At 40.4% G+C, this 13,756-nt stretch carries 15 protein-coding genes; 8 read left to right on the forward strand and 7 right to left on the reverse strand.

Going from position 1 to position 13,756, the window contains the following annotated elements:
* Positions 1 to 4 precede the first annotated feature (4 nt).
* On the forward strand, positions 5 to 496 hold the full coding sequence (locus LEP1GSC185_RS07460; protein WP_008593754.1) for a copper resistance protein D: 492 nt from the start codon (positions 5 to 7) through the stop codon (positions 494 to 496).
* A 23-nt stretch (positions 497 to 519) separates the two neighbouring features.
* Here the strand turns inward: LEP1GSC185_RS07460 and LEP1GSC185_RS07465 are convergent, their stop codons facing one another.
* Complete coding sequence (locus LEP1GSC185_RS07465; protein WP_008594841.1) at positions 520 to 1,143, reverse strand: Crp/Fnr family transcriptional regulator; 624 nt, start codon at positions 1,141 to 1,143, stop codon at positions 520 to 522.
* Positions 1,144 to 1,357: 214 nt separating this feature from the next.
* Between LEP1GSC185_RS07465 and LEP1GSC185_RS07470 the strand changes: the two genes are divergently transcribed.
* The 7 genes from LEP1GSC185_RS07470 to LEP1GSC185_RS07500 are packed head-to-tail and all read left to right on the forward strand — an operon-like array spanning position 1,358 to position 7,555.
* The gene (locus LEP1GSC185_RS07470; protein WP_008594724.1) at positions 1,358 to 1,804 is read left to right on the forward strand and encodes a c-type cytochrome; all 447 of its coding nucleotides are present in this window, start codon (positions 1,358 to 1,360) and stop codon (positions 1,802 to 1,804) included.
* Between the two features lie 54 nt (positions 1,805 to 1,858).
* On the forward strand, positions 1,859 to 3,739 hold the full coding sequence (gene nosZ / locus LEP1GSC185_RS07475) for a Sec-dependent nitrous-oxide reductase (RefSeq protein ID WP_085974974.1): 1,881 nt from the start codon (positions 1,859 to 1,861) through the stop codon (positions 3,737 to 3,739).
* Between the two features lie 12 nt (positions 3,740 to 3,751).
* Positions 3,752 to 4,360, forward strand: coding sequence for a hypothetical protein (locus tag LEP1GSC185_RS07480; protein WP_008593967.1), 609 nt, complete (start codon positions 3,752 to 3,754; stop codon positions 4,358 to 4,360).
* Complete coding sequence (locus LEP1GSC185_RS07485) at positions 4,347 to 4,787, forward strand: nitrous oxide reductase accessory protein NosL (RefSeq protein ID WP_008595080.1); 441 nt, start codon at positions 4,347 to 4,349, stop codon at positions 4,785 to 4,787. Before LEP1GSC185_RS07480 ends, LEP1GSC185_RS07485 begins: the two co-directional genes overlap by 14 nt.
* Complete coding sequence (locus tag LEP1GSC185_RS07490) at positions 4,771 to 6,066, forward strand: nitrous oxide reductase family maturation protein NosD (protein WP_008594042.1); 1,296 nt, start codon at positions 4,771 to 4,773, stop codon at positions 6,064 to 6,066. Before LEP1GSC185_RS07485 ends, LEP1GSC185_RS07490 begins: the two co-directional genes overlap by 17 nt.
* Entirely contained in the window at positions 6,063 to 6,773 is a 711-nt protein-coding gene (locus LEP1GSC185_RS07495) for an ABC transporter ATP-binding protein (RefSeq protein ID WP_008595442.1), read from the forward strand. The genes LEP1GSC185_RS07490 and LEP1GSC185_RS07495 overlap by 4 nt, the downstream gene beginning before the upstream one ends.
* The gene (locus LEP1GSC185_RS07500) at positions 6,770 to 7,555 is read left to right on the forward strand and encodes an ABC transporter permease (protein WP_008594369.1); all 786 of its coding nucleotides are present in this window, start codon (positions 6,770 to 6,772) and stop codon (positions 7,553 to 7,555) included. The genes LEP1GSC185_RS07495 and LEP1GSC185_RS07500 overlap by 4 nt, the downstream gene beginning before the upstream one ends.
* A 54-nt stretch (positions 7,556 to 7,609) precedes the next feature.
* On the opposite strand, the gene LEP1GSC185_RS07505 is transcribed toward LEP1GSC185_RS07500, so the two are convergent.
* The 6 genes from LEP1GSC185_RS07505 to LEP1GSC185_RS07530 form a co-directional block, all read right to left on the reverse strand.
* Positions 7,610 to 8,767, reverse strand: a complete 1,158-nt coding sequence (locus tag LEP1GSC185_RS07505) for a transporter (protein ID WP_008595832.1) — start codon at positions 8,765 to 8,767, stop codon at positions 7,610 to 7,612.
* A gap of 61 nt (positions 8,768 to 8,828) precedes the next feature.
* On the reverse strand, positions 8,829 to 9,611 hold the full coding sequence (locus LEP1GSC185_RS07510) for a hypothetical protein (RefSeq protein ID WP_008594658.1): 783 nt from the start codon (positions 9,609 to 9,611) through the stop codon (positions 8,829 to 8,831).
* A gap of 83 nt (positions 9,612 to 9,694) precedes the next feature.
* Complete coding sequence (locus tag LEP1GSC185_RS07515) at positions 9,695 to 10,141, reverse strand: LIC_11090 family protein (RefSeq protein ID WP_008593684.1); 447 nt, start codon at positions 10,139 to 10,141, stop codon at positions 9,695 to 9,697.
* A 105-nt stretch (positions 10,142 to 10,246) separates the two neighbouring features.
* Positions 10,247 to 11,245, reverse strand: a complete 999-nt coding sequence (locus LEP1GSC185_RS07520; RefSeq protein ID WP_008595081.1) for a sterol desaturase family protein — start codon at positions 11,243 to 11,245, stop codon at positions 10,247 to 10,249.
* Positions 11,246 to 11,321: 76 nt separating this feature from the next.
* Complete coding sequence (locus tag LEP1GSC185_RS07525; RefSeq protein WP_008596492.1) at positions 11,322 to 12,500, reverse strand: NnrS family protein; 1,179 nt, start codon at positions 12,498 to 12,500, stop codon at positions 11,322 to 11,324.
* Positions 12,501 to 12,558: 58 nt separating this feature from the next.
* Positions 12,559 to 13,683 (reverse strand): hypothetical protein, encoded by a 1,125-nt coding sequence (locus LEP1GSC185_RS07530; protein WP_008593664.1) that lies wholly within the window; start codon positions 13,681 to 13,683, stop codon positions 12,559 to 12,561.
* Positions 13,684 to 13,756: the final 73 nt, after the last annotated feature.

A 13,756-nucleotide genomic window follows, 5' to 3' on the forward strand; every position in this document is an offset into this window, starting at 1 on the left:
CTCCATGTATTTTATAGCTTTATTATTCCACTTTTTCGCAGCTGCCTTTTGGGTGGGTGGAATGCTTTTTTTTGTGCTGATCTTTCGTCCGGTATATAAGGATAAAGAGCTATCGGACGTCAAAACCCTGTTATTGCTCAAGATAGCGTTACAATTTAGGAAAATATCATATTATGTATTTATGATATTGTTTTGTTCCGGGATCAGCATTGCATATCTAAAGGGATATTTCGAGGCATATTCCCAAATGGCCTATTGGGTATCTCCTCACGGAAGTATCTTTCTTATTAAAATGGGCTTGTTCCTTCTTTTGCTTCTTAGTTCGGTTCTTCATGATTTTTTGATCGGCCCGACAGCGTTTAAGGACATGCAGAATGGGATTCGATCTGATAGTCGTAGTCGAAAATATGCGTCCATTTTCGGCAGGATCAATCTTCTGATCTCTTTATTGATCGCAGTGTTAGGGCTTGCGTATTCTAGGGGATTTACGTTTTAAAGGAACTTCTGCCCAAATAAGTATTAGAAAAATTTCTTTAATTCTTCTTTTTTTAAGACCTCTATCAACCCTCTTTCAGGGTTTATGATACCCTGGTCCTTAAGTTGTTTTAGCGCTCTGGAAAAAGTTTCAGGTCTCAATGCAAGCATAGAAGCGATCTGAGAATGAGCAAGTGTCGCTTGGCCTTCCGGGAGGTAATACAGGAAGTGGGCAACCCTTTGTAAAGAATCCATAGTCATCCCACGATTGATCGAAAGATTTAATGCTTGGATCTTGCTAAATAAGGATTGGATCAAAAGATGATTTAAAGGGATGTCCGTTTTTATCCTTTCACGAAGTTCTTTAAACGGAAGCGAAAGTACTGCTCCATCAGTCACGAATCTACCAGACGCAGGGAATGGGATCCCGTTAATAAGCGCGAGTTCTGCGATCATCGAAACAGGCGAGAAAAAGTTCAAAGTGACTTCGTTGGAGCCGGAATCATATTTGAATATCTGAAGCTTGCCTTCGATGAGAAGATGCAATGAATCCGTCTCATCGCCTTGATGAAACAGGAATTCGTCCTTTTTAAGGTTCCGTTTTCTTCCTTCGGAAAAGATGGATAACATCTCTTCTTTAGATATTTCATCGAAGATCATCAATCCCATATCTTACTCATTATCATTCGATCTTATTATATAAGTTTTGACGACTTGAAAACCTATAACTCGATCCTATGGCCCGATGACAATTATCATCCATGGCTTTTTATACGGATTGACCCTGGTCAAGGAGCTTCTTTCCCGAACGTAGTTAGATGAATGAAAGTCCGGTTGCTGGATCTGATCTCAGAAATCTAAAGAGCCGGACGCTCGGGTGTTTATGAAGATAATCAAGAATATCATAAAATTCGGTAAGATCACTCCGGTACTGTTAGGTTTAATCGCTTTCTCTTATTGTGGGAAAGAAAAACCGGCAGAGGCCGAGAGTTCTGTCGGTAGTAAAGGGATCGGGCCTGTCACTTCTGTTACGTTAGGCACATTGGATGAAGGGATGGCCCAAAAGGGAAAACAGAACTTCGAAGCAAAATGTAGCGCCTGTCATAAATTCGAAGAGAAGGTCGTAGGACCTGCATTAAAGGGAGTTACGGAGAGGAGAACTCCGGAGTGGATCATGAATATGATCCTGAATCCTATGGAAATGACACAGAAGGATCCGATCGCTCAAGAACTTCTCGCAGAACATCTGACTCAGATGACGTTCCAAAACGTACAAGAATCCGAGGCCAGAGAGATCCTGGAATATCTAAGAAAAATGGATAAGAAATAAGGGAGGAAGAATATGAGAAAACACGAATTCAGGAATCTTGTACCTATAGGACTGATGATCCTCATCGGTTTAGGGTACGGATGTAAGGGTGGGGCTGCAACTGCTGCGCTCGCTTCGGATGCGGCGAAACGTGTGTATGTAGCGCCGGGAGAGAAGGATGAAGTATACGCTTTCCTTTCCGGAGGATTCAGCGGTCAAATGTCGGTCTATGGAATTCCTTCCACTCGTTTATTCAAGATCATTCCGGTCTTCTCTGTCTTTCCTGAGAACGGTTATGGATATGATGAGGAAACTAAGAATATGCTTAGAACCACTCACGGATACGTCCCTTGGGACGATAGCCATCATATAGAAGCGTCCATGACTGACGGAAAGCAGGATGGTCGTTGGTTGTTTTTGAATGCAAACAACACTCCTAGACTTGCTCGGATCGATTTGAGATCTTTTGAAACGAAAGAGATCATTGAGATCCCGAATAGTGCCGGTAACCATGCTTCTCCTTTCGCAACCGAAAACACAGAGTATCTGATGGCGGCGACTAGATTCTCCGTTCCGATACCTCAAGCAAGTGTTCCGATCGAAAATTTCTCCAAAGGAGATTTTAAAGGAACAGTTTCAATGGTGAAGGTGGACCCTAAATCCGGAAGACTTTCTCTAGAACTACAGATACTTGTTCCAGGTTTCGATTATGATCTATCCCACTGCGGAAAAGGAAAATCTCACGACTGGTGCTTCTTCACTTCTTATAACTCCGAACAAGCTTATAAGATGATAGAAGTAGGAGCTTCCAAGAACGATAAGGACTATATCCTGGCATTCAACTGGGTCCGTGCAAAACAATGTCTGGACCAAGGAAAGGCGTCTAACTTTGGCGGAGAATATTATAGGAATTACCTACCGGATAACCAACCTGCGATTTCCGAAAAGTTGAGCGGAGTGAAGATGCTCCAACCTAAGGATTGCCCGGGAGTCATGTATTATATGCCAACTCCTAAGAGTCCTCACGGAACAGACGTGGATCCTACAGGAGAATATATCGTAGGTGGGGGAAAACTCGCCACAGTCATCCCGGTGCACTCTTTCTCCAAACTTATGGAAGTGAAGGATAAACCTGAACATAGAACCGGAATGATCATGGATATTCCGATCTTAAAATACGAATCCACTCTTGCGGGAGAAGTTAAAAAGCCTTGTTTAGGTCCTTTGCATACAGAGTTTGATGGAAAGGGATACGCTTATACTTCTTGTTTCGTAAGTTCGGAAGTTGTTAAATGGGAATTGGGGACTTGGGAAGTGAAACAACATCTTCCTGCTTACTATAGTGTTGGTCACCTTTCTATCGTTGGAGGAAGTTCCAAAGAACCGTACGGAAAATATCTGATCGCATTGAATAAGATCACTAAGGATAGATATCTTCCCGTAGGAATGGAGTTACCTCAGAGTGCTCAGCTCTACGATATTTCCGGAGGTAAAGCGGAACTACTATCCGACTTCCCTACGGTTGGTGAACCTCACTATTCCCAAATGATCCCTGCAAAACTTCTTATGGATAAGGCTGCGAAAATCTATCCATTAGAAGAAAATAAACATCCTTATGCGATCAAGAACGAGAAGGATGCGAGAGTCGTTCGGGAAGGAAATACTGTCCGTGTTTATATGACACAGATACGTTCTCACTTTAAACCGGACACCATCGAAGTAAGAAGCGGAGATACCGTTTTCTTCCATGTGACTAACTTGGAACAAGACTTCGATATTCCGCACGGTTTTGCGGTGGGTGGGGCGCCTGAAATGCCTAACCTTCTGATCATGCCGGGACAGACTCGGACTTTCAAATGGAAAGCGCCTAAGCCTGGAATATATCCTTTCTACTGCACCGATTTCTGTTCGGCTCTTCACCAAGAAATGCAGCAGTACATAAGGGTACTTCCTTAAACGAGGGATCTTATGAAAGAACTTCTAATAAAGAAGATCTCAAAAATGAACCGGCTCCTAATTTTAGGAGTCGGTCTTTTGTTGGTATCAGTTTATTTTTTGCCGATCTGGCATATCTCCTTGGATGCTCCTCAATATCCGGAAGGTTTAGGAATGAGGATCTGGATCGATAAGATCACTGGATCTTCTCCTTACGATCTTCAGAATATCAATTTACTAAACCATTATATAGGGATGCATGAGATCGTTTCGGAATCCGTTCCGGAGCTATTGTTTATGCCGTATGTTTTAGGATTTTTGATCTTTGGGGCATTCGTGACTTCTTTATATCCGAAAGTATATCTAGTCATTTTAGGAATTCTGAATATTGTTATATTAGGAATTCTGGGAATGTATGATTTCTGGAGATGGGAGTATAATTACGGGCATAATCTAAATCCTGAAGCTCCGATTATAGTTCCCGGTATGGCATACCAACCTCCGCTTTTGGGATGTAAAGAGATGTTAAATATCACTGCCTGCAGTTTTCCTTCTTGGGGAGGGATCATTCTGTTCGCGTCCCTTGGGATCCTGGCCTTTATAGTATGGAATGAGAGGAGGAGGTTGGATGTTTCGAAATAGATCCGGTTTTCCGGTTATCATCTTGCTGTCGGTAGTATCGATTTCGGTTTTCTGTTCAAAAAGAGAACCGATCCTACCTGAATTCGGAAGAGAGCTTTGTGCTCATTGTTCAATGGCAATCGTGGATAAACGTTTCCATGCACAGTTGTTAACCGAGAAAGGGAGACGATACTATTTCGATTCCATCGAATGTTCTCATTCTTTCGAAAAATCCGCAAGATATTCTTCCGGGTCCGTTTGGTTCGCAGATTATGAAAATCCGGATCGAATGATTTCCGAAGAAACAGCCGTGATTGTCCGTTCTTCGGAAATACGCTCCCCCATGGGAGAAGGTCTTGCGGCATTCTACTCTATGGAGAACGCAAAGGATTTTTTGAAGACTCACAAAGGCTCTATCTGGAGTCGAAATAATGAAAAAGATCATTGATTTGAACAGTGGAACTTCTAAGACCAATTTCCGATATTCGCGATTTATTGCGATGTTAGCCTTCTTCTTTTTTTATATAACCTCCTCTGAGATTTTTTCCAAAGAACTAGAAGTATGTAAAGAAAAGTGTAAATTCCGTTCGATCCAAGCCGCGATCGATTCCGCAAATCCAGGAGATACAATCCGGATACGAAAAGGGATATACCAAGAAGGTATGATCTCTATCTCAAAACCTCTAATTTTGGAAGGTACTGCAGGGGTTGTTCTAGACGGTAAAAAAGAAAAACATGTATTGGATATTCGATCAAACAATGTGGTAATCCGTCGACTTGACATTGTAGGCAGCGGAGTTTCGGATACTTCCGAGTATGCAGGAGTACATGCCGAAAAAATAAAATCATGTGTAATAGAAAATAATACTTTCGAGGACAACGCTTACGCGATGTATCTGGCGGAAGTAGAGGATTGTATCGTCAGAGGAAATATATCATCAGGGAATGCGATAAACGAAGTTTCCGGCGGGAATGGGATCCATCTTTGGTCTTCAAAAGCGATCAGGATAGAAGGAAACGAATTAAAAAAACATAGAGACGGGATCTATCTGGAATTTTCGAGTAATCTGAAGATAGAGGAAAATTTCTCCCACGATAATATCCGCTATGGAATGCATTTTATGTTTTCTTCGGATAATGATTTTAGAGGAAATAGATTCGAAAACAACTCGGCCGGAGTTGCAGTGATGTACAGTAAGAACATACTCATTGAAAATAACCGTTTCGAGAATAATTGGGGAGATAGTTCATACGGACTTTTGCTGAAAGAGATCTCCGAAAGTATCCTGACAAAAAACTCATTCGTACATAATACCGTTGCGATCTTCGCGGACGGATGCAATCGTAATTATTTTACTCACAATGACCTAAAAGATAACGGCTGGGGAGTGCGAATATTGGGTAATAGCGAATCCAATCAATTCGTGCAGAATGAATTTAAGGAGAACGTATTCGATATCAGTACGAATACAAAACATAGCACGAATACTTTTAAAGAGAATTATTGGGATAGTTACGATGGTTACGACCTAGATCTGGATAAGTTCGGTGATATTTCTCATAAGCCCGTTCATTTTTTCGGGTATTGGGTAGTAGTTTATCCTTTTCTAATGGTACTATATAATTCTCCGGTCGTGAACTTTTTACAAGCGATAGAAAATGCCTTTCCGATCGTTACTCCGATAGATCTGGAAGACCCAAAGCCTAAGATGAGGAGCCATGTATGATGCAGGTAAAGGATTTAACCGTTCAATATGGAAAATCGATCGCAGTTAAAGGTGTTTCCTTCGATGCGGAAGAGGGGAATATTCTATCTTTGATAGGCCCTAACGGTTCCGGAAAAAGTTCCGTATTAAAAAGTATAGTCGGTTTAGTAAACCCAGTCCAGGGAAGGATAGAGTTTAAGGGAGGAGGGGAAGGTAATACTAACTCCAAGATCGGATATATGCCTCAAGCTCCTCTTTTTCCTAAAAATGTAAAGGTCGCAGAATTGGTGGATTTTTTGAAACGTTTGGAATCCTCCGACCCGAAAGAATTCCGTGAATTGTTCGATCTGTTAGGTCTAAAGGATTATGAAAATGTAAAGTTCGGGTCCTTATCCGGAGGCACAAAACAAAAGGTCAATATTCTACAATGTTTTTCCATTCGAAAGCCTGTATACATCGTTGATGAGCCTACCGCTAGTTTGGATCCCTATATCTCTAATCTTTTAAAGGAAATTTTACTGCGAAAAAAGAAAGAAGGAGCATTGCTCGTTTTCTCCACTCATATCTTAAGTGAAGTAGAGGAGATTGCAGATCGTTTTTTGCTAATGTCAGAAGGTTCCCTATTGATCGACGATTCCCCCGAAAACTTCGTGAGAAATAAGGATAAAGGTAATCTTCAGAACAGTTTGATGGAATTTTGGAATAAGGAATATTCGGAAAAATTATGAATGAATTGGTCTTATTCGAGCTGAGGGAAAATATAAGAAGTAAATGGATGTTCGTTTTTGCGGGCTTTCTTGCAATTTCGGCTGGAGCGCTCAACTATTTCGGAGACGAGAGCGGAGGCAGATTGGTAGTAAGCCAAATGAACCTGGTTTTGTTCATCGTTCCTTTATTCTCAATCACGTTTGCCGGATTGACATTTAACGATTCGCTTCCTTTTGCGGAAGTTCTTCTTTCCAAATCATTGACTAGGTCCCAATATTTTTTTGGCAAATATTGCGGCGTAAGTTTATCTCTATTTTTAAGTTTTCTGGTTGGACTTGGAATTCCGGGAATACCTCTATTTTTTACTCAACCCAAACTCGCGATCCTGTTTCTTGAACTGATCTTTTTCGGAACAGTATTGATCTTAGTATTCGTTTCTTTGGGATTTTTATTGGCTTCTTTCTTTAAAAAAGGAGAATTGATAGTCTCCGGGGCCTTACTCATCTGGTTGTATTTCTTTTTACTTTTTGATTCATTCGTATTTATGTTGAGTATCTATCTGGGCGATTATCCGGTAGAAATACCTGCATTACTCGTCATTCTATTTAATCCGGTCGACCTGATAAGGATCTTGATCATTCTTCAGACAAAGGCTTCCGTTTTGCTTGGATTTTCGGGAGCGTTCCTTATCAGAAGTTTGGGTACTTCGGGTGTTGTGTTATTATCTATTTTATTTTTGACCTTTTGGGTCTTGATGCCTCTGAGCATTTCGTATAAAAGATTTTTAGTTCGAAATTTTTAAAAAAGAAGAAGGCCCGCGTTATGAATTGATTTGGGCCTTCCACACTATATATTGTTAATTCAGATCATAACGAACAAAGACGTTAAACATAGTTTGCATAGCGAGTTGGGGTCCATTCAGATGTTGGTGAAAAGGTTTTCCGGCTTCGAATCCGAATCTAATTCCTTCTTCCAAAAGAAAATTCATACCGACTAACGCGTCAGTACGATTTCCCCCTTGCCGATTCGGATCATTTTGAGGATCCATTTTCGGATCTAATGAGCCGTCTTGCCCCTTGATATTATCCCAATACACCGCTTGCACTCGGATCGAAACGCTTGTCCAAGAGAATATGGAATAGGCTATCCAAGAACTGAGTTCGTATATATTCCCGAAACGATATTGGTTCTGATTTTTGGAACTACGAAGATTTGCGTTCGCGCCTAACCCCCAAGAGAATCGATCCGATTTTCCCGAATAAGCGATCCCCGGTAAATAATTGATCGTTCCCGTTCCCGGTTGCATATTATAAGGGACCTTTTGGTTTCCCATCATCGGCATCCAATCCCGCTCGTCAATGGAGCCTGTAGGAAGGGAGATCCCGAAATTCAGAAAGAATTCGTGATCATTTCGTTTTAGGACACGATGCGCTCCGGAAAAGGAAATATCTCCTACTCCTCCCGATTTCATAGCTGATGAATCAAAGTTACTAGTTTCCATCATCATTTGGTTTTTTACGACCGGGACCATGAACATGATCATCGTATCGTCTGAAATCCCATACATTGCGCTTGTCATATAGGATTCCATTAGCATAGATTTAGGAACCGACATATAACGATAACCGTTGAGGGAAGTTTGAGGAATGCTCGGTCCTCCTGTAAGTATGCTTCCTGCGGGCATGGAAACACTTGGATCGAATTGTGGAAACCAAAGAGTTTCATAGGTTCCCATGGATTTACTTCCATTTAATAGTCCTGACATTTGCATTCCCATATAACGAAAATCTAAAACCCAAGAGCCTTTTTTATGCACATGAGGGAACATTAGTCCTGCAGGAGCGATCGTATCCGCTCTTAATTCATGTTGATGACCTTGGTCTTTAGATTCCTTACGGTGTTGCGCATGAGGATCTACTTCTTCGGTTGGTCTAGGGACGTTTACTTCGTCCGATTTGATATTTTGAAAAGATAATATAATTAGTAATATTATTATGGGAATGCGATACTTCATGATTACCTCCGAGTATCCTGCTCAAAAAAAGAGGGCCGCTAAGCGGCCCCAGTGGAAACGATCAATCGACTTGGGACAAAATCGAGCCGATCGTAAAAGACGTTAGTTTCGCTCCATTCAAAATGAATCCGATCCGATTCCCGGAATAAGTAGGAACACTCATCATTTGCATGACGGGGAACATCATCATGGAACTGCGTTCCGATTGGTTTACCTCCGAACATGCTTTCGGCCAGGCATTGATCCATTGTTCTGAACTTGCGTATTGGAAATCGATACAGTATGTGTAATTCGTATCCGGGGACAAGGCTGCAGTTCCCTTACTTACTACTTCGAAATTTCCGGACATATCCGAGTAAAATTGCTCTTTGCTGGAATCAGTTAGTCGAAATGCCGGACCGGAGATAGGAGTTCCTGAGCCGTAAACATATGCAGTTAAACTTCCTCCGGATTTTAGTGAGAAGGAAATCTCTAAATTTGTTCCTCCATTCGAGGAAGAAAGAACGACATTACCTAAACTGGAAAATATCGAATCTGAGGAATTACCGCTTAGTCCTTTTTCCAGTTGAGAGTTATTGCCTGTAAATCCGAGACCTTCTAAATCGCCGGGGGAACAGTTTTGAATATCGTATCTTGTACGTTTGGGATGCACATACGAAAGTGTATTTGAGATTGGGCTTAAACTTTGAGAGGAGCATCCTTCTTTTGCAGAAACTCCGAGGACTAGAGTCTGCATAAGCTGTTGCTCCGAAGAAGTTCCGTTCGACAAGGAACCCAATTGGGAACAGTCGAAATGGGAGAGCGCGAGTAAGATCGCGAATATGGAAATATGACGTGATAACATATTTACTTTCCTTTATATTATAAATATATACTTAATGTTTCTCCTAAACTGATTCTGCAGTCTTCGGAGGCGAAAAGGTTAAGCTAAGAAAAGTATTTAGGAGGGCGTTTCAATTTTTGAGCGTGCGCTTTGGATAATTCTCCGGAATATAGATCCTTGATCTCGAAAGTCGATCCAGGGGCCGGGATAATATAGATATGAGGAACGATTACATAATAGGAGAAGATCCGGATCTGTGAGAGAATCCGATCGCCATTCTCCTTTTTACATGCGCATTTATGAATGGAAGATCCAGGAGCAGAGTGACAGTTCGGGCGATCCTGTTTTTCGGAGCCGGAAGATTTGGATATTTCCGTTTTAGTTCGGAAAAACTCGTCTTCCTCGCTTGGATGAGTTTCTCGGCTCGAATTATGATTACAATGACAAATAGAATTTCCTAAAAACAATTTTTCGAATACGCTTCCTTCCGCAGGAACAAGCAAGCGAGGAAAAAAGATCAGAGTTAAAATCCAAGCTGTAATCGTTTTCATCTAGAAAGACTCTAACGAATTAAGTTTAACTCCGAATTAGCGTAAATTGCATTGATAGCGATCAATCTGAGAGACTAAAACTCTATTATTTGACTTTGATTTATCTCAAGGTTTAGGGTCGTGTTTGGAAAAAAAGACCGTCTCTTTGATTCTATTCAGTAATTTCCCGAATGGTAAAAAATATATTTTAAACAAATTACGGAAGTTGGTATCTTCCTCTTCCTCCAAACCGAAAACGGTACGTTCCGCTTCTCCTTCTTCCGGAATATAAAGACTACCAAAAAGAATATCCCAGAAAGCGAATGAGACTCCTATATTTTTGTTTTGAAGAGTAATATTCGTACTGTGATGGATCTGATGTTGAGCAGGACTTAAAAGTATTTTGCTGAACCATTTAGGAAATCTAAGACCTATATGAGAATGTCTTAAATTAGCGTATAGGTTGAATATGAAAATTCCGGCATTCACGCCTAAAAAGGATAACATATTGATCCCGTTCGGGAAAATAAAAACGGCAATACCGGTAACGATCCCTGAACAAAGGGCGCCTAAAGAATTTACTAAGATTGCTTCCACTGGATGGACCCTATACACAGTGAGAGGATTTAATACTTTAGCAGAATGATGTAATTTGTGGAACTCCCATAGAAAAGTCTTATGAAGAAGCCAGTGAGCGAAAAATCTACCGAAGTCGTTTGCTAACCAAAATAGTACGGAATAAATTAAAATAAAAAAAGTTCCGGAAGAGAAAGAATAATTCGTTTCTCCGAATACTTTAGATAAAGATCCGTTGACGAAAGCGGATACGCTTGCACCAGATACAACGAAGTAGCTGAAAAAAAGAGCGAATAAAAATGTATTTATTAAATAATACTTATAATCCAAAAGAGCGGATTCATGTAGCCAGATCTTCTTGGATAAATTCTCTCTTAAATAATCCTTGGATCTGAATTCTTTTTCCTTCCAACTTCGCCATACGATCAAGAGAAGAGTGATCAAGATCGAACTCAATATATAGAACCAATATATCTTCACGGAAGGCAAAAATACAATCCGGATCGGACTAAGAAGAGAACGGAAGAACTCAGCGAAATATGCCTGCATAGGTCCCGATTTGAATTGTCTTTATTGGAAAGATGTTAGGTCAAACCGAAATCTCAAAACAGAGATCTGAGAAATCTCAAGAACTCGCGAAAGCCCTCGGACTTATTAGTACTTTAGAATATTTAATAGCAAAGATCAGGAATGCGCTTATCCAGAATATGGAGGAAAATAGATAGGCTTCTCGATATTTATTCATTAAAGGAAGGAATACCCTGGCTATAACCGCTAAGTTGATCAGAATATATCCGAGTATGATCGCTTTCGAAGCTTTAATCGGTCTGCCTGTATGGCCAAGAGAAACTCTTGTGATCATCCCATATACGAAAACACCTATCCCTCCTACGGTGAAGATGTGAAAAGCCGAAGAAGTAGGAAAAAAACCTAGATGCGAAAGCCCATAAGCTAAGAATCCGGAACACAACCAAAAATAACCGAAATGTAAGATCCAAAGGATAGGCACCTTTCTTGATTTCCAGGGTTCCCAGAAGAGCCAACGGGAGTAGTTTAACATTCCGAAAGCAAGACAATATAATCCCGCAAATGGAATAATCTGAGGAAGCCAGAACGCAAAAGTTTCTAACGCTAAAAACAGAAATCCTCCATATCTTATTATACTTTCCAGTTTCAGGAATCTTTTAGGATTCGACCCGGGAATGGCGGCAGATGAGAAGAAAGGCATAATCCTTCCGCCTATCAGGATCACAAATTGAAGAATTACAAAAAGAGAAAGATGAATGAAATGTAAACTCCATCCTTCCGGTAAAATACTTAGAAATGAAAATGCAGTCAGTACATGAAGTATGAAAAGAAGAAAGTAGGTTATCACTACAACACGATTATGTTCTTGTCCTTTTGAAAATAGGGGAGGAGCGAGATAGAATAGGACCAATAGATCGCAGTAAAGATCTGCAGTAAGCGCAATATAGGAAAGATACTGACTGGATAAGAACCCGAATCTTCCTAGAAACCAGAGCCCGAATAGAAGTGCTAAATATCCTTCTTTAGCTAGTACTTTTTTTGTCCAATTCTGACCTGCGGTAAAAAGGAATCCGATGATTGCCCCTCTTCCAAAACCGAAAACCATCTCATACGAATGGATCTGAATTCCTCCGGTTAAAAAAGGAGAGGGAATGATTGAAAACAAGATTAAGATCCACACAAGGACTGCAAATATCGCATGGAATGAACTAACTAAAAAAAATGGACGAAAGGCAACCGACCAGATCGCAGAACGAAAATCCAGAAGTGATTTCATCCTTCTTATGATAAACTAATTCGTTCTTTTGTCTTTGATCTGGATCAAAGATAGGGGATCAATTTACAGCTTGGAATAGACCATCGCTACAAATGCTGTTAGCAGCTGCGGGACTAACTGGATTTGATGAATTCGAATAAGTTGTTCGAGTTACAAATTCATAATTCCAAAAAGAAATAAATTTAAATGTAGTGCATCTTCCAGATACAGTGAGCCCCGGATTTCTTTGAGCACAGGTTTGTGTTGAACTCCAGGTGCCATCGCTATCATCACATATGTCTGCTGTCATAAGTGTACCAACAACATGATCAGTACAACCGTAATAGTCAAAAAGAGAACCAACGTTATTGCAGCTTCCTCCACCAGATACGGATGTGTTTTTTGCCTGGATTGTGAACGAAAGCGGAGGGGAACCGGCATTCGCAAGTAGAATTTCATAATCTCCAGTTACCTTAGGATAATGGATCGAATTCCTAGGGGCTATATAGTCTCCTCTACTCATGGCTTTATTTTTCATTAAATCAGATCCATTCGTATTTGGAGGATATAGAGAAGCATAAATATAATCTATCTTGTCCAAGGTAATGCCGACTATAAAATCTTTATATGTTGCTCCTACATTTAGTTTAAAAAGTTTTTCATCTGTCGCAGAATCGATTGAGCCGCTTAGAGCGGGGCCATTCATTACTAAAGAAGAAGCAATTGAATGAGTAATTACACTTTCCAAAGGTTTTGACTTGGCTATAATTTGATTATTTACCATAAGAGCAAATTGGTAATTCCCATAAGGCCAAGAAATGGAATTAAAGTAGCTAGTGAAATTTCCGATATCTTGAGTCTTGTACCAATTGTTTGAAGTATCACTCATTGATACGCAATATCCCGTACAATTATTAGAATCTGTAAGTATGAAATCGATTGGTCCTGTCCAATCTCCCGTTCCTACTTGAGAAATCTCATAATCGACAGTAACTAAATCTCCAGGCTTATAATTTTCCGGGCTTACGGAGAGAATTTGGATCTTTGGAGCTTCATTTGGTAGTTCGATTTGTTTGCCTGTAGAAGAAAAACTGGTGATCCCTGCAATTGTAGCAAGTTGTTCATATTGGGGATTGCCTGAAGATCGGAAACAGGATACGAATATTGCAAAAAGGAATATAAGAGAGATTAAAAGTTGATACATTATCCGAAATTCCAACAAACTTGCTTTTGACGTCTTTGAATATAGAATTTTTTGGGAGGTGTTGGGACAACAA

The sequence above is a fragment of the Leptospira licerasiae serovar Varillal str. VAR 010 genome (assembly GCF_000244755.1).
Lineage (GTDB): Bacteria > Spirochaetota > Leptospiria > Leptospirales > Leptospiraceae > Leptospira_B > Leptospira_B licerasiae.